This window comes from Pantoea sp. Sc1 (assembly GCF_000255315.1).
In the GTDB taxonomy this organism is placed as follows: domain Bacteria; phylum Pseudomonadota; class Gammaproteobacteria; order Enterobacterales; family Enterobacteriaceae; genus Pantoea; species Pantoea anthophila.
This window is the reverse complement of record NZ_AJFP01000001.1, coordinates 1,456,550-1,473,796: the sequence shown is the minus strand read 5'-3', so window position 1 is coordinate 1,473,796 and position 17,247 is coordinate 1,456,550. Positions and strand designations below refer to the sequence as shown.

The following is a 17,247-nucleotide window of genomic DNA, read 5'->3' as shown; positions in this document are numbered from 1 at the left end:
AGCCTGAAGGCTTTCCAGACGGTGATGACATCAAAGCGAGGGAAGCAGCCGTATCAAAGCAAACAGGGAGCCATCTGGCTCCCTGTTTATTTCACTTCCGCGTATCAGGCTTTCGCCAGCTGCTCTTCCGGACGTTTCAGTACCGCGTAGCTCAGACCCGCAATCGCGGTGCCGATGACGATCGCCATCAGATAACCGAGTACCGGGGTAATCGCGCCAGGGATCAGCAGAACGAACAGCCCACCGTGCGGCGCCATCAGTTTTGCGCCAATCGCCATGGAGATGGCACCGGTCACCGCGCCACCCACGATGCAGCAAGGCAGAACACGCATCGGATCGCGGGCCGCGAACGGAATCGCACCTTCAGAGATAAAGCAGAGACCCAGAACCAGCGCCGCTTTGCCCCCTTCCTGCTGACCTTTGTTGAACTTACGACGCGCAACCAGCGTAGCCACACCCATCGCCAGCGGTGGCACCATGCCGGCGGCCATGATGGCGGCCATCGGGGCATACGTCTGCGAGCTCAGTAAGCCAACGCCAAACGCGTAAGCCACCTTGTTCACCGGACCCCCCATGTCAGTACACATCATGCCGCCCAGGATCGCGCCCAGCAGAACCGCGTTCGCGGTGCCCATGTTCGCCAGCCAGTGGGTCAGACCGTTCATGATGCCCGCAACCGGTTTGCCTACCACGTAGATCATCAGCAGACCGGTAATCAGACTGGCAAACAGCGGAATAATCAGTATCGGTTTCAGCGCTTCCATACTCTGCGGCAGTTTAACTTTGCCGCTGATCAGCTTCGCCGCATAACCGGCAATGAAGCCCGCGATAATGCCGCCTAAGAAGCCGGCGTTGATGCTGGTGGCGATCATACCGCCAATCAGACCCGGGGTCAGACCCGGACGGTCAGCGATGGAGAAGGCGATAAAGCCCGCCAGTACCGGCACCATCAGGGCAAAGGCGCTGCCACCACCGATTTGCATCAGGGCAGCCGCCAGCGTGCCCGGCTCTTTAAATGCGGTGATACCAAAGGCAAATGAGAGTGCGATGCTCAGACCGCCTGCGACCACCATCGGCAGCATATAGGAGACACCGGTCAGCAGATGACGATACGCCCCTGCGCCGCCCTGCTTTTTCTCCTCTTCTGCGCTGGCGTTGCTCTGTCCGCTGGCAGCCGCTTTATAAGGCTTCGCTTCGGCTACCGCTTTATCCAGTTCCTGGGCGGTTTTCTTCAGCGCCAGTCCGGTTGAGGTGCGGTACATCGGCTTACCGGCAAATTTCGCCAGGTCGACTTCGATATCGGCGGCCACGATCACCAGGTCGGCTGCCGCCACTTCTTCCGGGGTAATGGCATTACCGGCCCCGACTGAACCGCGGGTTTCAACTTTCACCCACCAGCCGCGACGGGTTGCTTCGGCCTGAATCGCCTCTGCCGCCATAAAGGTGTGCGCCACGCCGGTCGGACAGGCGGTAACGGCAACCACACGTTTCTGCGCGCCAGCCTGATCCGGAGCCGCAGCAGATGCGCCCGCCGGTGTCGCCACCGCAGCCTGCGACTGCCAGGTCTTGGCTTCTGCTTTCGCGCGGTTCAGGAAGGTTTCCGGCTCACGGACGGCCAGCTGGACATCGCCCTGCCAGAGCGCTTTGCCGTTCAGCGCCGCGTCGTCCGGCACGTTTTTACCCAGCACAATCACCAGTTCAGCATCGGCAGGGTTTTCAGTCAGGGTCAGGCCCGCAGCAGCTGCCGCAGCAGCCAGGCGCTGTTGCGCCATGTAAGCGGAAGCCAGTCCCAGTGTAGGGTCTTTTATCAGCAGCGTTTTCATTATCGCTCTCCTGCTGTCAGTTAACGGGTTGTAAGTCGACACGCGCCATCATGGCGGCCAACTGAGTTCGATCGGATACACCAACATTACTCTGGCTGACGGCCATCGCCGCCACGGCAGTGGCAAGACGCAGCGTATGCTCGCTGGACTCGCGCATCAGCAGACCATAAATCAGGCCGCCCACCATCGAGTCGCCGGCACCCACGGTGCTGACCACATCGCAGACCGGGGGTTTGGCAATCCATTCGCCGGAGGCGTTGACCCACAGCGCCCCTTCTGCGCCCAGTGAAATCACCACATGGGCGATGCCCTGCTCGCGCAGTTCGTGCGCGGCACCAATCACATCCTGCAGCGTCGGCAGTTTGCGACCGGCCCAGATCTCCAGCTCACGGCGGTTAGGCTTCACCAGCCACGGGGCGGCTTTCAGTCCTGCCACCAGCGCCTCACGGCTGCTGTCAAAGATGATGCACGGGCAGTGGGTGCGCAGTTCGGTCATCCAGCGGGTAAAGGCGTCGTGATCGACCCCTTCCGGCAGACTGCCGCTGACGCAGACCATATCAAACTGGCCCAGCCAGGTCAGGGAGTCGGTGGTGAAGCGATCCCAGTCCTGACCCGTCACCTGAAAACCGGAGAAATTCAGATCGGTCACATCGCCGGTCTGTTCGGTGAGTTTCACGTTGATGCGGGTGCGGCCTGGCACCACCTGAAAACGGTTAGCAATACCCAGCTCGCTGAACAGCTGCTGGAAGCCATCCTGATTCTCTTTGCCCAGGAAGCCGCCGACGGTCACGTCAATGCCCAGATCTTTCAAAACTTTGGCGACGTTAATGCCCTTGCCCGCCGCATGCAGTCCGGTGGTTTTCACCAGATTGACTTCGCCGCGTTCAATTTCAGGGGTATAGCCCACCAGGTCATACGCCGGATTCAGCGTAATGGTGGCGACACGTCTGCTCATGCTGCCCCCTCGCCCAGACCACTGCTGATCGCCTCTTCAATGGCGTTCAGCGCCTGCTGAGCATCGTCGCCGCTGGCGGTAAAGCGCAGGCGATGCCCTTTCTTCACGCCCAGCGCCACCACTTTCATCAGGCTGCGACCATTGGCAGGCTTACCGCTGCCGTCGAGGTTGGTCACGGTGATCTCGCTGTTGAACTGCTTGATGACGCTGACCAGCGCCGTGCCCGGACGGGCATGCAGGCCATGTTCGTTGCGGATGGTGAATTCAGCGGTCAGGACGTCAGCCTGCTCATCCACTTCGCTGGTCAGCAGCGCATAAACGCCTGCGGCATCCGCTTTCAGCAGACGATCGGCTTTCCCCTGCTGCAGTAAGGCGCTCAGGTAGCCCAGCACCTCCAGCGGACGTTCATCGGTTGCCGACACGCTGATCAGCATCGCAGCCGATTCGCCCTGATGGTCGAAGGGATGGGCAGCACGGCTGATCGCCACGCCACTGCGCAGGTTGCCCAGGCTGCTGTCACTGAGCCAGATGCCCTGCCCCAGGTTCAGCGGGGAGGCTGAAACCACATCCGCCACATAGCTGGCATCCACAACGCCAGCGGATTGCAGACGACCGGCGTTCATCGCCTGTAAGGTGATCAGGTCGCTGGCCGCGACGTCAAGGGTAATTAATGCGGTGTCGAAGCTGAATTCGGCGGCTTGTTTCTCGCCCATCAGCAACGCACGAAGATCTTCAGCAGAGGCGGTTTTCAGCTGTTCGGCAACGGAGTCATCGCTCAGAACGTGGGTCAGCTGACGCAGCAGCGCCAGATGCTCATCAGACTTCGCGGCAATGCCGATGGCGACATAGGCGGTCTGATCGTCACCCCAGGCAATGCCCTGCGGGAACTGAAACACCTGAACGCCGGTTTTCAGCACCAGATCGCGGGTGTCTGTGGTGCCATGAGGGATAGCGATGCCGTTACCGAGAAAGGTGGAGGTTTGCTGTTCGCGTGCCAGCATGCCGTTGACATACCCTTCAGTCACATTGCCCGCCGCGGTTAACGCGGCAGCGACCTGACGAATGGCCTCTTCTTTATTCTGGGCGCTGGCTCCGGTATGGATAGCCTGCAATTCGAGCTGGAACATAATTCTCCTCGCTTGCTGAGATTGAATCGTTTCAGCCGGTGGGGAGATTTTTGCGTCGCACTGTCAGGGACAGGTTGCCGGACCACCGCTGAAACGTTTCAGGGATTGTGGTACAGCGCGATTCTGCAGGCAAGAAAATGCGCAAACGGCGTAGCAGATTTTTGATGTTACGCACATTTCATGACGGTTGTGAGGCAGAAAGGTCGATCCGGCTGAAGCTGTTGCTGTAAGGCAACGACGCTGGCAGAAAAACGTCAGCTGCGTCAGCGCCTCAGGGGGCCGTATCCGCTTCCAGCTGCAGCAACCAGGTCATCGCCTGCTCGCGCGAGTCGCCGCACATGCTCGCTTGCGGCTGCAGCCCGGAACAGACGGCGGGACGCAGGGGCGAACCAAAGAGTTTGCAGCGCAGCAGCGCATCAAGCTGAATGCAGGGGGTGTTGGCGGGCTTGCCGTCGGGCATACCGGGGATGGGGGATGAGATAGAGGGTGCCGTGCAACAGGCACCGCACTGGCTACGGCATTGCATGCTGAGCTCCGGCAAAGAAAGTCGCGGCGACAATAGCAGTCCGGCGCGACAATTACCATGAATGCGGCGGCCTGACGCAAAATTTCGCACCCGCGATATTGCCAGTTTTCACCGGCGCGAGTAACGTTGCGCGCACTTCACTCTCAAGATAGCGAGAACAGCAATGCCAAAAGCCAACGAAATCAAAAAAGGGATGGCCGTCACGCACAACGGTAAACTGCTGCTGGTTAAGGACATTGATGTCCAGAGCCCCAGCGCACGCGGTGCCGCCACCCTCTATAAAATGCGCTTTACCGATGTCCGCACCGGTTTAAAAGTTGAAGAGCGCTTCAAGGGCGACGAGATTATTGATGCGATTTCGCTCAGCCGTCGCAGCGTGACCTTCTCTTATATAGATGGTGACGAATATATCTTTATGGATGACGAAGACTACACCCCCTACACCTTCAAACGCGATCAGATCGAAGAAGAGCTGCTGTTTATTCCGGAAGGAGGCATTCCGGGTATCCATGTGCTGACGATGGAAGGCCAGGTGCTGGCACTGGAACTGCCTCAGACGGTCGATATGGAGATCGTTGAAACTTCGCCGGGCATCAAAGGTGCTTCAGCCAGCGCCCGCACCAAACCCGCCGGAATGAGCACCGGCCTCTCGATTCAGGTGCCGGAATACCTGAGCAACGGTGACCGCATCCGCATCCATATTGCCGAACGTCGCTATATGGGGCGCGCCGAGTAAGCGAGGGCGGGAAACCGATCGTGATAATGTTATAGTATTACATTATCACGCTATCCCGGCAGGAGCTTTTCCCATGACGCGCGTTAATCTCATCACCGGTTTTTTAGGCAGCGGAAAAACCACCCTGCTCTGCCATCTGCTGGCCGCCAGGCCCGCAGGCGAACAGTGGGCCGTGCTGGTCAATGAATTTGGCGAAATCGGCATTGATGGCGCGCTGCTGGCGGATCGCGGCGCGACGCTGAAAGAGATCCCTGGCGGCTGTCTCTGCTGCGTCAATGGCCTGCCCATGCAGGTCGGGCTGAATATGCTGCTGAAGAGCAGGCCTGACCGGTTGCTGATAGAGCCGACCGGCCTGGGGCATCCGCGCCAGGTGCTGGAGATGCTCAGCGCGCCGGTCTATCAGTCGTGGCTGCAACTCAATGCCACCCTGACGCTACTCGATGCGCGCCAGCTTGCCGACCCGCGCGTGGTCGCCGATGAGAACTTCCGCGACCAGCTGGCCGCCGCCGACATCATTATCGCCAACAAGCGCGACTGCTGGGAGGACGAAGATCGTCAGCGTCTGACTGACTGGCAGCAGCAGATGCAGCCGCCACGACCGGTGATAGCGACCGAGTTTGGCCGGATTCCCTCCGGCCTGCTTGATACGCCGCGCCAGCCACGTGAACTCCCCCTGCCACACCACCATCACCCTCACACGACGAAACCGGCGAGCGGTCTGGCCGCCTTACAGCTGGAAGGGGCGGCGCGCTGGCGGCGGGCGCTGAACCACGGACAGGGCTATAGCGCCTGCGGCTGGCTGTTTGATGGTGACACACTGTTTGACGCCGCTGCGCTGCTGGAGTGGGTCCGGCAGGCGCCGGTGGATCGGATCAAAGGCGTGATGCGCATCCGCGAAGGCACAATGCGTATTAACCGTCAGGCAAAAGAGTTGCAGAGTGAGACACTCGCCGCCACGCCATCCGACAGCCGCATCGAGATTATTCATTCTGAGCAGGCTGACTGGAATCGGCTACAATCGGCGTTGTTGAAGTGCCGTTTACGCTAACAGAGGTATTGTCGGCGGTTATTTTTTTAATTGAGCTTACTTATGCGCGCAATTCGTCTTATTACTATCCTGCTGCTGAATGCCCTGGGCGTCGTGCTCTTTCTTTCGTGGTATCTGCCGCCTCAGCATGGTTTCTGGTTCGGCATCGATAAATCGATTTTTTATGGCTTCAATAATCAGATGGTGACCCATCCGCTGTTTGCGCTGATCGTCGCTATCACCAACTTCCGTGGCTTTGATGTGGTGTCACTGCTGGCGATGGGCCTGCTGTATCTGTCGATCTGGCGCCATGAAGCGCCTCAGGCACGCCGCCGGATGCTGGCTATCGGTATCACCATGCTGCTGACTGCCGTGGTGCTGAATCAGCTGGGGCATCTGCTGCCGGTGAAACACTCCAGCCCGACCCTCTTCTTCGAAAACGTGCATCGCGTCAGTGAGCTGACCGGCATTCCCGCCAAAGATGCGTCGAAAGACAGCTTCCCTGGCGACCACGGCATGATGCTGATTATTTTCGCCTGCTTTATCTGGCGTTATTTTGGTTTCAGCCGTTTTTTAATCGCGCTGGCAATTGTGGTGCTATTTTCTCTGCCGCGCGTCATGGCCGGGGCGCACTGGTTTACCGATATTGCCGTGGGATCGCTGTCCGTGGTTCTGGTGGGTCTGAGCTGGTGGCTTTTAACCCCTGCCAGTGACGCGCTGGTTAACTGGTTTTATCGCAAATTACCGGGAAAATATAAGCCCGTGATGTAAATGTTAAGCGCGGTCGGTTTATTTGACAGGATGTTAACTGCCCGCGCTAATAAAAAACAGCTCATCATTATTAGTCTGCTAATTAAAATAGCGAGAGGAAAAGGTTATGACCCCGCCAGGTGGTTAAATAGTCGTCACCCGCCGCTGTCAATAAAGAAAATTCCAGAATCCGTTTCTATGCGCCGAATTGGCGCCCCTTTTACCGCTTGTTATCGCCATCATTTCCCCATAATTGTTGCTAAATTAGTCAGCGTGTTACGGTTTGATTTCACATCAAAAAAACCTATATAAAATTGATTAAAAGCACTCGCCACGGCGTGTGTAATCAGTTAACCTCAGTCCCTGTGAGGCATTAGCGGCAGAAAATTCGGATTTTTACCGTGAAAAAATGTGTCCATTAACACATTTTAGTCATTAAGGATTTGTCTTAGTCTGTCTCGCTTATTAATCTCCCTGTTTTGTTATCTGGCTGGCGACAATTCTGTCGTAAGGACATCGAAGGAAAACCCGAATAATGGTCAAGTCTCAACCAATACTGAGATATATTTTGCGGATTGTGCCCGCACTGGTGCTGGCAACCCTCCTCTCAGCTTGTAGCAGTACCCATAGCAGTCAGAACGCGAATAACGAGAATCATGAAGTTAACAACCAGAATGGTTTTTTACTTCAGGCGTCTCAGGATGAGTTTGAAGAAATGGTGCGTAATGTCGACGTTAAGTCGCGCATCATGGAACAATACGCCGTCTGGAAAGGTGTGCGCTATCGTCTCGGTGGCGATACCAAACGCGGAATCGACTGTTCCGCCTTTGTACAACGCACCTTCCGCGATCAGTTTGGCTTAGAATTACCCCGCTCCACCTCTGAGCAGCAGGACACCGGCAGAGAGATTACCCGCAGTAAACTGCGTCCGGGCGATCTGGTGATGTTCCGCGCAGGTTCAACCGGTCGTCACGTCGGGATCTATCTGGGCAACGATAACTTCGTTCATGCTTCAACCAGCAGTGGCGTCATGATCTCCAGTCTGAATGATGACTACTGGAAAAAGCGTTACCGTGAAGGGCGCCGGGTACTGAGTCGTAACCCGTCCTGATCCTCAGATTCGATTTTCTCTCAGCCAGAGAACATGAAACGCTGCTTACGCAGCGTTTTTTTTCGTCTTTTGTTTTATCCGCCTTCGCCATAGCAGATAAAAGCATTGTATTTCAGATTAATAACGAGACATCTCCGGCATTCTCGTTATATTCTCGGTCGCTTAAACCGAAGCAGTCGTGTGCATTAACATAATAATAATTTGATCAGGGGAAGCTCCTCATGCCACTGTCGGGGGCGCTACAGCGCCATGCCACCTATCCTTACCAAATCGCATGGCGTAGCGCGATGGTCGGCGGCCTATTCTTTCTCCTGTTCACGCTGCTGGCGATTCATCACACCTGGCATAAGCGCGAGCGGCAACATCAGCGCCTGCTGGAGCACAGCCGGTCGGCACTACAGCAAACGCTCGCCAGCCTGTATAACAGCACCCTCAGTCCCCTGCTCCCGTTTACCCATAATGCCTGCCACACCATCAATCGTGAACTGACCTCACGCGCCGCCTTTGCCGGGAATCTTCGTGCCATCCTGCTGGTGAATAATGGCAATGCCTTTTGCTCCTCAGCCACCGGCAGTTTCAGTCTGCCGATCAATGTGATTTCGCCCCAGAGTGATATCTCGCGCGATACCGATCTGCAGCTGATGCCGGGCACGCCGTTGCAGCCGGATAAACCGGCCCTGGCCCTGTGGGTGAAGAATCCCGGCAATCTGCAGACCGGCGTTTTCGCGACACTCAACATCAGCCTGGCCCCCTATCAGCTGATGGCCTCCTGGCATCCGGAGATTACCGGTATGGCTCTGGTGGCACAGCACAGTGCCCTGACCAGCTGGCAGCATGGCGTAACGGAGAATGAGAACCTGCCGACACCGCTGCTTCAGCGGTCGCTGGAAGGCTATCCGCTGCAGTTTGTTCTCTACGGTTCCACCCTCGCCTTCAGCGATTATCAGAACATTCTGCTGAGTGGTCTGCTGCTGTCACTGCTGGTTTCAGGTGGCTGCTGGCTGCTGCTCGCCCACTATCAGCGTCCGGGCAGAGAGCTGATTCGGGGCATGAAGCGGGGCGAGTTTCACGTGGAGTATCAGCCGCTGGTTACTTCTCACGATAGTCAGCCTTATGGCATGGAGGCACTGCTGCGCTGGACGCACCCGACGGAAGGCCCGATTCCACCCGATGTCTTTATTCAGTATGCCGAGTCGCAAAACCTGATTGTTCCACTGACCCGCCATCTGTTTCAGCTGGTTTCCCGCGATGCGCACCTGCTCTGTCACACCGTTCCCCGTTATGCCAGCCTCAGCCTCAACATTTCGCCCCTGCACCTGGCCGACCGCAGCTTCCGTCAGGATGTCCTGAACTGGCTTGAGAGCATGCCGGCCGGCCACTTTAATTATGTGTTCGAGATTACCGAACGCGTCATGGTGCGCGACGAAAATGTCGGCGAGCTGTTTGACTGGCTGCATCAGCAGCAGATCCGCATCGCCATTGATGACTTTGGCACCGGGCACAGCGCACTGATCTATCTGGAGCGCTACGCCTTTGATTACCTGAAAATCGATCGCGGCTTTGTGCAGAGTATCGGCACCGAGACGCTGACCTCGCCGGTGCTGGATACCGTGCTGCAGCTGGCAAAAAAGCTGAACCTGAAAAGCGTGGCCGAGGGCGTGGAAACGGGCGAACAGGCGGCGTGGCTGATCAATCGCGGCGTGACTCACCTGCAGGGTTATATCTTTAGTCGCCCGCTGCGGCCGGAAACGCTGATAGACTATTTTCAGCGTCATCGCGCCTGACCGGCCTGGCCCGGGCGGAGCCGAACACTTACTGGAGAGGGCATTCGCTATGCTGCTTCGCGCTGGACTTCTGCTGACAGGTGCCCTACTCAGCGCCCCGCTGCTGGCCGCCTCCGTTCTGCAAAGTTACGCTTTTACTCAGGCCGGGGAAGCGAAATATCCGCCCGGCTTCAGCCATTATGAGTATGCCGATCCCGATGCGCCCAAAGGCGGCAGCATCACCCTGGCGGTCATTGGCACCTACGACAACTTCAACCGCTACGCCTCGCGCGGCAATCCGGGTATCAATACCGGTGCGCTTTATGATGGGCTCTACACCAGTTCAGACGACGAGCCGGGTAGCTACTACCCGCTGATCGCCCTGTCGGCGCGCTACGCCAGCGATTTTTCGTGGACTGAGATTCGCCTGAATCCCCGCGCCCGCTTTCACGATGGCTCACCGATTACGGCCCGTGATGTGGCTTTCAGCTTTCAGAAGTTTATGACCGAAGGCGTGCCTCAGTTCCGTGTGGCCTATCGCGGCGTGACGGTGACCGCGCTGAACGATCTTACGGTGCGCATCGACGCGACTAAACCGGACAGAGATCTGCTGATGGGCTTGCTGACGCTGCCGGTCATTCCGGCGTCATTCTGGAAAGATAAGCAGTTTAATGAGCCGCTGAGCGCCCCGCCGCTCTCCAGCGGGCCCTATCGCATCAGCCGCTGGAAGCTGGGTCAGTTTATTGAGTTCAGCCGGGTCAAAGATTACTGGGCCGCCGATCTGCCGGTGAATCGCGGGCGCTTCAATTTTGATCGGATGCGCTACGACTACTATCTGGATGACAACGTGGCGTTCGAAGCCTTTAAAGCGGGGGCTTACGACTGGCGTGAGGAGGTCTCAGCGAAGAAATGGGCCACCCAGTATCGCGGCCGCGCCTTCGACGAGGGCGATATAGTGAAGCAGACCACGCCCAACGAGGCCGCTACTGATACCCGCTGGCTGGCGTTTAACAATGAGAAACCGCTGTTCCATGACCGTCGCGTGCGCCAGGCTTTTTCACTGATGTTCGATTTTAACTGGATGAATAAGGCGCTCTATTACGGTGCCTGGCAGCGCGCCAGCAGCTACTTCCAGAACACAGAGTATGCTGCTCAGGGTGCGCCGGATGCGGAACAGCGGGGCCTGCTGGCACCGTGGCGCGCGCAGTTGCCCGCCGGACTGTTCACTCAGCCTTACCAGCCTCCGGCGAGCGATGGCAGTGGCTACGACCGCGGCAGCCTGTTAAAAGCATACGCGCTGCTGAAAGAGGCGGGCTGGCAGATTAAGAATCAGCGTCTGGTCAATGACAAAACCGGTCAGCCGTTCACCGTTGAGCTGCTGCTGCGCGGCGGCACCAGCACGGAGTGGGCACTGCCGTTCCAGCACGCGCTCTCGCGGCTCGGCATCACCCTGAACCTGCGGCAGGTCGACAGCTCGCAATATCTGCGGCGCTGGCGTGAAGGCGACTATGACATGATCGCCACCCTCTATCAGGCGATGCCGATCCCCACCTCCAGCCTGCAGATCCTGTGGCAGTCGGACTACATCAGCTCCTCCTGGAATACCGCGCGGGTGAAAGATCCTGTCGTTGACCACTTCGTGCAGCAGATCGTGGCGCACCAGGGCAATCCCGCTGCGCTGCGGCCGCTGGCGCAGTCACTGGATCGGGTACTGCTGTGGAATGCGTATATGATCCCGATGTGGTACAACGCAGAGCAGCGGCTGGCTTACTGGGATAAGTTTTCCCATCCCGCCCGCAAGCCTGCCTACAGTACCGGTCTGGATAGCTGGTGGTACGACGCACACAAAGCCGGACGCCTGCCGGCCAGTAAACGCTAAGGAGACACCGTTGGCCGCTTACTTTCTGCGCAGAGTCCTGCTGATCGTTCCGACGCTGTGGGCGATCATCACGCTGAACTTCTTTATTGTGCAAATCGCCCCCGGCGGACCGGTCGATCAGGCGCTGGCTAATATTGAGTTTGGTCAGACAACCGGCCTGCCCGGCAGCGGCGCCGACAGCGCCGGTTCACATGCCACGCGCAGTCATCTCAATCCTGCCGACAATCAGTACCGGGGCGCACGCGGGCTGGACCCGGAGGTAATTGCAGAGATCAAACAGCGCTACGGATTCGATAAACCCCTGTGGCAGCGCTACGGCGAGATGCTGTGGAACTATCTGCGCTTCGATTTTGGCGACAGCCTGTTTCGCAGCGCCTCAGTGGTGGGGCTGATCAAAGAGAGCCTGCCGGTTTCCATCAGTCTGGGGTTATGGAGCACCCTGATTATCTATCTGGTGTCGATCCCGCTGGGTATCCGCAAGGCCGTGCGCAACGGCTCTGCGTTTGATATCTGGAGCAGCGCCCTGATTATTGTGGGCTACTCCGTTCCGGCTTTCCTGTTCGGCATCATGCTGATCGTACTGTTTGCCGGGGGCAGCTATCTGGACTGGTTTCCGCTGCGCGGGCTCACCTCTGCGCAGCACGACACGCTGCCCTGGTATGGTCAGGTGCTGGATTACTTCTGGCACATCGCGTTGCCGGTGCTGGCGACGGTGATCGGCGGTTTCGCCACGCTGACGATGCTGACGAAAAACGCGTTTCTGGATGAGATCCGCAAACTCTATGTGGTGACCGCGCGCGCCAAAGGGGTGCCGGAGCGGCGTATTCTCTATCATCATGTGTTTCGCAATGCGATGCTGCTGGTCATCGCCAGCTTTCCTGCCACCTTTATCAGCATGTTCTTTACCAGTTCCGTGCTGATCGAGGTAATGTTCTCCCTGAACGGGCTGGGGCTGCTCGGCTATGACGCCACCCTGCAACGCGACTATCCGGTCATGTTTGGCACGCTCTATATTTTTACCCTGATCGGGTTACTGATGAACATTCTCAGCGATCTGACCTATACGCTGGTCGATCCGCGCATCGATTTCAGGAGCCATTGATGCCGCTTTCTCCCCTCACTCAGCAGCGCTGGCAGCGCTTTCGCCATAACCGGCGCGGCTACTGGTCGCTGTGGATCTTTCTGGTCCTTTTTCTGCTGTCGCTGGGTGCCGAGCTGATTGCCAATGAAAAGCCGCTGCTGGTGCATTACCAGCAGCGCTGGATGCTGCCACTGCTGTTTAACTACAGCGAAACGGACTATGGCGGCGTGCTGCCGACCGCCGCCGATTATCAGGACCCGTGGCTGCAGCAGCGCATTGCCCGGCAGGGCTGGGCCCTGTGGGCGCCGATTCGCTTCAGCGACAGCACCCTCAATTTTGCGACCCAGGTGCCCTTCCCCTCTCCGCCGTCGGCACAGAACTGGCTTGGCACCGACGCCAACGGGGGCGACGTGCTGGCACGGCTGCTTTACGGCACGCGTATCTCGCTGCTGTTCGGTCTGCTGCTGACGCTCTTCTCCAGCGTAATTGGCATTGTGGTCGGCGCGGTGCAGGGCTATTTCGGCGGCAGAATCGATCTGATCGGGCAGCGGCTGGTTGAAGTCTGGTCCGGCATGCCCGCGCTGTTTCTGCTGATTTTACTCTCCAGCGTGATCCAGCCCGGCTTCTGGTGGCTGCTGCTGGTCACCGTCGCCTTCGGCTGGATGAGTCTGGTCAGCGTGGTGCGGGCCGAGTTTCTGCGCACCCGTAACTTCGATTACATTCGCGCGGCGCAGGCCCTTGGCGTCAGCGACGGCCGGATTATGCTGCGCCATATGCTGCCTAACGCCATGGTGGCGACCCTGACCTTTCTGCCGTTTATTTTGTGTGGGTCGATCACCACGCTCACCTCACTCGACTTTCTCGGCTTTGGTCTGCCGCTGGGCTCGCCCTCGCTGGGAGAGCTGCTGCTGCAGGGCAAAAATAACCTGCAGGCGCCATGGTTAGGCCTGGCAGGCTTTTTCACGCTCGCTATCCTGCTTTCGCTGCTGGTTTTTATTGGCGAAGCGGTGCGCGATGCCTTCGATCCGGGCAAAGGAGCCTGAATGACGACACCCTTACTGGCCATCAACGATCTTTCGATTGCCTTTCGTCAGGGCGATGCGCTTCGCCCGGTGGTGGAGGATCTCTCCCTGCGCATCAATGCAGGCGAAACCCTGGCGCTGGTGGGCGAGTCAGGCTCCGGCAAGAGCGTAACGGCGCTGTCGGTGATGCGACTGCTGCATGAGGCGTCGGTGGTTTATCCCCGTGGCGAGATCCTGTTTCAGGGTGAAGATCTGCTGCGCGTCCCGGAGGCGCGGCTGCGTGCCCTTCGCGGCAATCAGATGGCGATGATTTTTCAGGAGCCGATGGTGTCGCTCAACCCGCTGCACACCGTGGAAAAGCAGCTGTATGAAGTGCTCTCGCTGCATCGCGGACTGCGTCGTCCGGCGGCACGCGGAGAGATACTCAGCGTGCTCGATCGGGTCGGCATCCGGCAGCCTGCCGCCCGGCTCAACGATTTTCCGCACCAGCTCTCCGGCGGCGAACGCCAGCGCGTGATGATCGCCATGGCACTGCTGACCGAACCCCAGCTGCTGATCGCCGATGAGCCGACCACCGCGCTGGATGTGACGGTGCAGGCGCAGATCCTTAAGCTGCTCCGCGAACTGCAGCGGGAGATGAACATGGGCATGCTGTTTATCACCCATAACCTGAATATTGTGCGCCAGCTGGCGGATAGCGTCAGCGTGATGCGTCAGGGTCGCATCGTGGAACAGAACCGCGGTCAGGTTCTGATGGACCAGCCGCAGCATCCCTACAGCCAGCAGTTACTGGCCGCCGAACCGGAAGGAACCGCGCTGCCGCTGCCTGCGGACGCCCCGGTGATACTTCGGGTCGAACAGCTTCAGGTCAGTTTTCCGCTACGGCGCGGACTGTTCCGGCGGCAGGCGGCCGAAAAGCTCATACTCGCCGGGCTGAGTTTTACCCTGCGGCGCGGCGAAAGCCTGGGCCTGGTTGGCGAGTCCGGTTCGGGCAAAAGCACCACCGGGCTGGCGCTGCTGCGGCTGATTCGCTCGTGCGGGGAAGTCTGGTTTGATGGTCAGCCGCTGCATCAGCTGACGCGCCGGCAACTGCTGCCGCTGCGCCAGCGCATTCAGGTGGTGTTTCAGGACCCCAACTCCTCCCTGAATCCGCGGATGACGGTGCAGCAGATTATTGCCGAAGGCATGGCGGTACATCTGCCCGCTATCGGCCGGGCAGAACAGGAGCAGCGCGTCATCGCAGTGATGGAAGAAGTGGGACTTGACCCGGAAAGCCGCCACCGCTATCCGGCCGAATTTTCGGGGGGGCAGCGACAGCGGATCGCCATCGCGCGGGCGCTGATTCTGGAACCGGAGCTGCTGGTGCTGGACGAACCGACCTCCTCGCTGGACCGCACGGTGCAGAAACAGATCCTGACGCTGCTACGTCGTCTGCAGCAGCAGCAGCGCCAGCTCAGCTATCTGTTTATCAGTCACGATCTCGATGTGGTTCGATCCCTGTGTCACCAGCTTATCGTGCTGCGTCAGGGGGAAGTGGCAGAACAGGGAGAGTGTGAAAAGTTGTTTGCTTCACCTGAGAACGACTACACCCGCGAGCTGCTGCAGTCGTCCCGGCTCAGCCTGCGTTAAAGGTTTCGGCAATCGCCACGCCCTGATTTTTCAGGCAGCAGTTAGTGGCACTCTCGTCACGGCGCTGAATGAACAGGCAGGGCTGCCCTTCACATTCGGCCACTTTACAGTCGACCTGAATCTCTGCCAGCACCTCTTTTAACTGCTGCAGGATTTCCCACGCCGGAATGCCATCGTGGCTGATCAGACGCAGCGCCACGAACTCCTGGTCATCCAGGGCTTCATCAGGCTCAATAGCACTGTGGCGATCGCTGGCCCAGCGGAAACGCTGCGGCAGGCGATGCACAATTGAAAGTTGCAGCATCGTTTACTCTCCCCGAATGAGTTTATGTCGCAACACACAGCAACCGACGCTGAAAGCTGACCGACAACCGCTGAGTCCGGACGAGTGTTAATCGTCTGCCCGCGCGCATTTTTTGCGACTCGCATCGCACTTCTGGCTATATGTACCGCGTTCACACGCCGTTAACAATCATTTTAGACGCAATATGATTACTTTTTTAGCTAAAGATTTTCACAATAAAGAAACATAACCAGAAAGGTCGTTAACAGAGCCAGCGGTAACGGGGAAAAACCCCTGCGCCCGGCTAGCGGGACGCAGGATGGGGACGTGACGCGTAGAAAAAGAGCAGCAGGGAAATCGTCGCGCACAGCGCGATGGTGCCCACCATCGGCCAGGCGCTGTTGAAACTCATCAGCGACAGCAGCGCCCCCACAAAAGCCCCGACGCCAAAACGCAGGGTGCCCGCCAGAGAGGAGGCCGTGCCCGCCATATGCGGAAACGCATCCAGGATCACCGCCATCGCATTGGATGAGACGATCGACACACAGCCGATAAACAGTGCGACACCCAGCACCAGCGGCAAAAAGCCCAGGTCAAAGGCGCTGACCAGCAGCAGCCAGATCCCCATAGAGAACTGGATCAGCAACCCCAGCCGGAACATCGCGACCGGGCCAAAGCGGCGCACAGCCCTGCTGTTAATCAGGGTCAGCACGAAGAGAAACACCACGTTAAGGCCAAAATAGTAGCCGAAGTTTTGCGGCGAAACGTGATTCAGTTCGATATAAACAAAGGGACCGGCGTTAAGAAAGGTGAAGAGTCCGGCAAAGGAGAAGCCGCTCGCCAGCATATAGCTGAAGGCCCGTTTGTGACGAAACAGCGTGACGAAATTACCCAGCGTGGTGCGCAGATGGAACCGCTTGCGCTGCTCCGGCTTCAGGGTTTCGCGGATCTGCGTGGTCACCAGCAGTGTGGTGACTAATGCCGCGCCCGACAGCGCCCAGAAGATGGCGTGCCAGCTCCAGAGCACCAGCAGCCAGCCGCCGATAATCGGCGCCAGCAGCGGCGCAATGGTGGTGATCAGCATCACGAAGGACATCATGCGCGAAAAGTCCTCTTTCGAGTAACTGTCGCGCATCAGGGCGTTGATCACCACGCTGGCGGCCGCAGCCGAGAGCCCATGCAGAAAGCGCATGGTAATCAGCTGATCAATACTTTGTGACAACGCACAGGCGGCGGCGGCGCAGGCAAAGATCAGCGTGCCAAGCGCAATCACCGGCTTGCGGCCGTAGCTGTCCGCCAGCGGCCCATAGATGAGCTGCCCGATCGCGAACCCCAGAATGTAGAGATTCAGCGACATCTGCACGCTACCCGCCGACACGCCAAACTCACGCGCAATCTGCGGCATGGCAGGCAGATACATGTCGATCGACAATGGCATCAGCATGGCTAACAGACCGAGGATGACGACCAGACCTGTTGGCGAATTCTTTTCCTTACGCACACCTTCTCCTGCCCTGTGGGACTGGCACGGGCTG

Annotated in this window: 15 protein-coding genes; 9 read left to right on the top strand and 6 right to left on the bottom strand. The window is 58.4% G+C overall.

Annotated features, from left to right (window positions below):
* Positions 1-104: 104 nt before the first annotated feature.
* The 4 genes from fruA to S7A_RS06825 all read right to left on the bottom strand — a co-directional run bounded on the left by fruA (position 105) and on the right by S7A_RS06825 (position 4,431).
* On the bottom strand, positions 105-1,823 hold the full coding sequence (fruA, locus tag S7A_RS06840) for a PTS fructose transporter subunit IIBC (RefSeq protein WP_009089146.1): 1,719 nt from the start codon (positions 1,821-1,823) through the stop codon (positions 105-107).
* A gap of 16 nt (positions 1,824-1,839) precedes the next feature.
* Positions 1,840-2,778: a 1-phosphofructokinase gene (gene fruK, locus S7A_RS06835; RefSeq protein ID WP_009089145.1), complete on the bottom strand. Its 939-nt coding sequence runs from the start codon at positions 2,776-2,778 to the stop codon at positions 1,840-1,842.
* Positions 2,775-3,905, bottom strand: a complete 1,131-nt coding sequence (fruB, locus tag S7A_RS06830) for a fused PTS fructose transporter subunit IIA/HPr protein (RefSeq protein WP_009089143.1) — start codon at positions 3,903-3,905, stop codon at positions 2,775-2,777. The genes fruK and fruB overlap by 4 nt, the downstream gene beginning before the upstream one ends.
* A gap of 271 nt (positions 3,906-4,176) precedes the next feature.
* On the bottom strand, positions 4,177-4,431 hold the full coding sequence (locus S7A_RS06825) for a YkgJ family cysteine cluster protein (RefSeq protein ID WP_009089140.1): 255 nt from the start codon (positions 4,429-4,431) through the stop codon (positions 4,177-4,179).
* Between the two features lie 163 nt (positions 4,432-4,594).
* On the opposite strand from S7A_RS06825, the gene yeiP reads away from it, so the two are divergent.
* The 9 genes from yeiP (at position 4,595) to yejF (ending at position 15,429) form a co-directional block, all read left to right on the top strand.
* Positions 4,595-5,167: an elongation factor P-like protein YeiP gene (gene yeiP, locus S7A_RS06820; protein ID WP_009089138.1), complete on the top strand. Its 573-nt coding sequence runs from the start codon at positions 4,595-4,597 to the stop codon at positions 5,165-5,167.
* A 73-nt stretch (positions 5,168-5,240) separates the two neighbouring features.
* On the top strand, positions 5,241-6,215 hold the full coding sequence (locus S7A_RS06815; protein WP_009089137.1) for a GTP-binding protein: 975 nt from the start codon (positions 5,241-5,243) through the stop codon (positions 6,213-6,215).
* 42 nt (positions 6,216-6,257) lie between these two features.
* The gene (locus S7A_RS06810; protein WP_009089134.1) at positions 6,258-6,965 is read left to right on the top strand and encodes a phosphatase PAP2 family protein; all 708 of its coding nucleotides are present in this window, start codon (positions 6,258-6,260) and stop codon (positions 6,963-6,965) included.
* A 514-nt stretch (positions 6,966-7,479) separates the two neighbouring features.
* A complete protein-coding gene (mepS, locus tag S7A_RS06805; protein ID WP_009089132.1) occupies positions 7,480-8,055 on the top strand; it encodes a bifunctional murein DD-endopeptidase/murein LD-carboxypeptidase in 576 nt (191 codons plus the stop codon).
* Positions 8,056-8,276: 221 nt separating this feature from the next.
* Positions 8,277-9,839 carry a cyclic di-GMP phosphodiesterase gene (locus S7A_RS06800; protein WP_033736175.1) on the top strand — a complete coding sequence of 521 codons (1,563 nt, stop codon included), beginning with the start codon at positions 8,277-8,279 and terminating at the stop codon, positions 9,837-9,839.
* A gap of 49 nt (positions 9,840-9,888) precedes the next feature.
* The gene (locus tag S7A_RS06795) at positions 9,889-11,697 is read left to right on the top strand and encodes an extracellular solute-binding protein (RefSeq protein ID WP_009089129.1); all 1,809 of its coding nucleotides are present in this window, start codon (positions 9,889-9,891) and stop codon (positions 11,695-11,697) included.
* 10 nt (positions 11,698-11,707) lie between these two features.
* Positions 11,708-12,799, top strand: coding sequence for a microcin C ABC transporter permease YejB (locus tag S7A_RS06790; RefSeq protein WP_009089127.1), 1,092 nt, complete (start codon positions 11,708-11,710; stop codon positions 12,797-12,799).
* A complete protein-coding gene (locus tag S7A_RS06785; protein ID WP_009089125.1) occupies positions 12,799-13,821 on the top strand; it encodes an ABC transporter permease in 1,023 nt (340 codons plus the stop codon). The genes S7A_RS06790 and S7A_RS06785 overlap by 1 nt, the downstream gene beginning before the upstream one ends.
* Positions 13,822-15,429: a microcin C ABC transporter ATP-binding protein YejF gene (yejF, locus tag S7A_RS06780; RefSeq protein ID WP_009089122.1), complete on the top strand. Its 1,608-nt coding sequence runs from the start codon at positions 13,822-13,824 to the stop codon at positions 15,427-15,429.
* Here the strand turns inward: yejF and S7A_RS06775 are convergent.
* Together S7A_RS06775 and S7A_RS06770 are read right to left on the bottom strand one after the other, a co-directional pair.
* The gene (locus S7A_RS06775) at positions 15,416-15,733 is read right to left on the bottom strand and encodes a hypothetical protein (RefSeq protein WP_009089120.1); all 318 of its coding nucleotides are present in this window, start codon (positions 15,731-15,733) and stop codon (positions 15,416-15,418) included. The two genes, yejF and S7A_RS06775, sit on opposite strands and share 14 nt — an antisense overlap.
* A gap of 283 nt (positions 15,734-16,016) precedes the next feature.
* Entirely contained in the window at positions 16,017-17,213 is a 1,197-nt protein-coding gene (locus S7A_RS06770; RefSeq protein ID WP_009089119.1) for a Bcr/CflA family multidrug efflux MFS transporter, read from the bottom strand.
* Positions 17,214-17,247: the final 34 nt, after the last annotated feature.

Coding starts and splice junctions, on each gene's coding strand:
- fruA (WP_009089146.1), bottom strand. CDS start 1,823: ATGAAAACGCTGCTGATAAAAGACCCTACACTGGGACTGGCTTCCGCT.
- fruK (WP_009089145.1), bottom strand. CDS start 2,778: ATGAGCAGACGTGTCGCCACCATTACGCTGAATCCGGCGTATGACCTG.
- fruB (WP_009089143.1), bottom strand. CDS start 3,905: ATGTTCCAGCTCGAATTGCAGGCTATCCATACCGGAGCCAGCGCCCAG.
- S7A_RS06825 (WP_009089140.1), bottom strand. CDS start 4,431: ATGCAATGCCGTAGCCAGTGCGGTGCCTGTTGCACGGCACCCTCTATC.
- yeiP (WP_009089138.1), top strand. CDS start 4,595: ATGCCAAAAGCCAACGAAATCAAAAAAGGGATGGCCGTCACGCACAAC.
- S7A_RS06815 (WP_009089137.1), top strand. CDS start 5,241: ATGACGCGCGTTAATCTCATCACCGGTTTTTTAGGCAGCGGAAAAACC.
- S7A_RS06810 (WP_009089134.1), top strand. CDS start 6,258: ATGCGCGCAATTCGTCTTATTACTATCCTGCTGCTGAATGCCCTGGGC.
- mepS (WP_009089132.1), top strand. CDS start 7,480: ATGGTCAAGTCTCAACCAATACTGAGATATATTTTGCGGATTGTGCCC.
- S7A_RS06800 (WP_033736175.1), top strand. CDS start 8,277: ATGCCACTGTCGGGGGCGCTACAGCGCCATGCCACCTATCCTTACCAA.
- S7A_RS06795 (WP_009089129.1), top strand. CDS start 9,889: ATGCTGCTTCGCGCTGGACTTCTGCTGACAGGTGCCCTACTCAGCGCC.
- S7A_RS06785 (WP_009089125.1), top strand. CDS start 12,799: ATGCCGCTTTCTCCCCTCACTCAGCAGCGCTGGCAGCGCTTTCGCCAT.
- yejF (WP_009089122.1), top strand. CDS start 13,822: ATGACGACACCCTTACTGGCCATCAACGATCTTTCGATTGCCTTTCGT.
- S7A_RS06775 (WP_009089120.1), bottom strand. CDS start 15,733: ATGCTGCAACTTTCAATTGTGCATCGCCTGCCGCAGCGTTTCCGCTGG.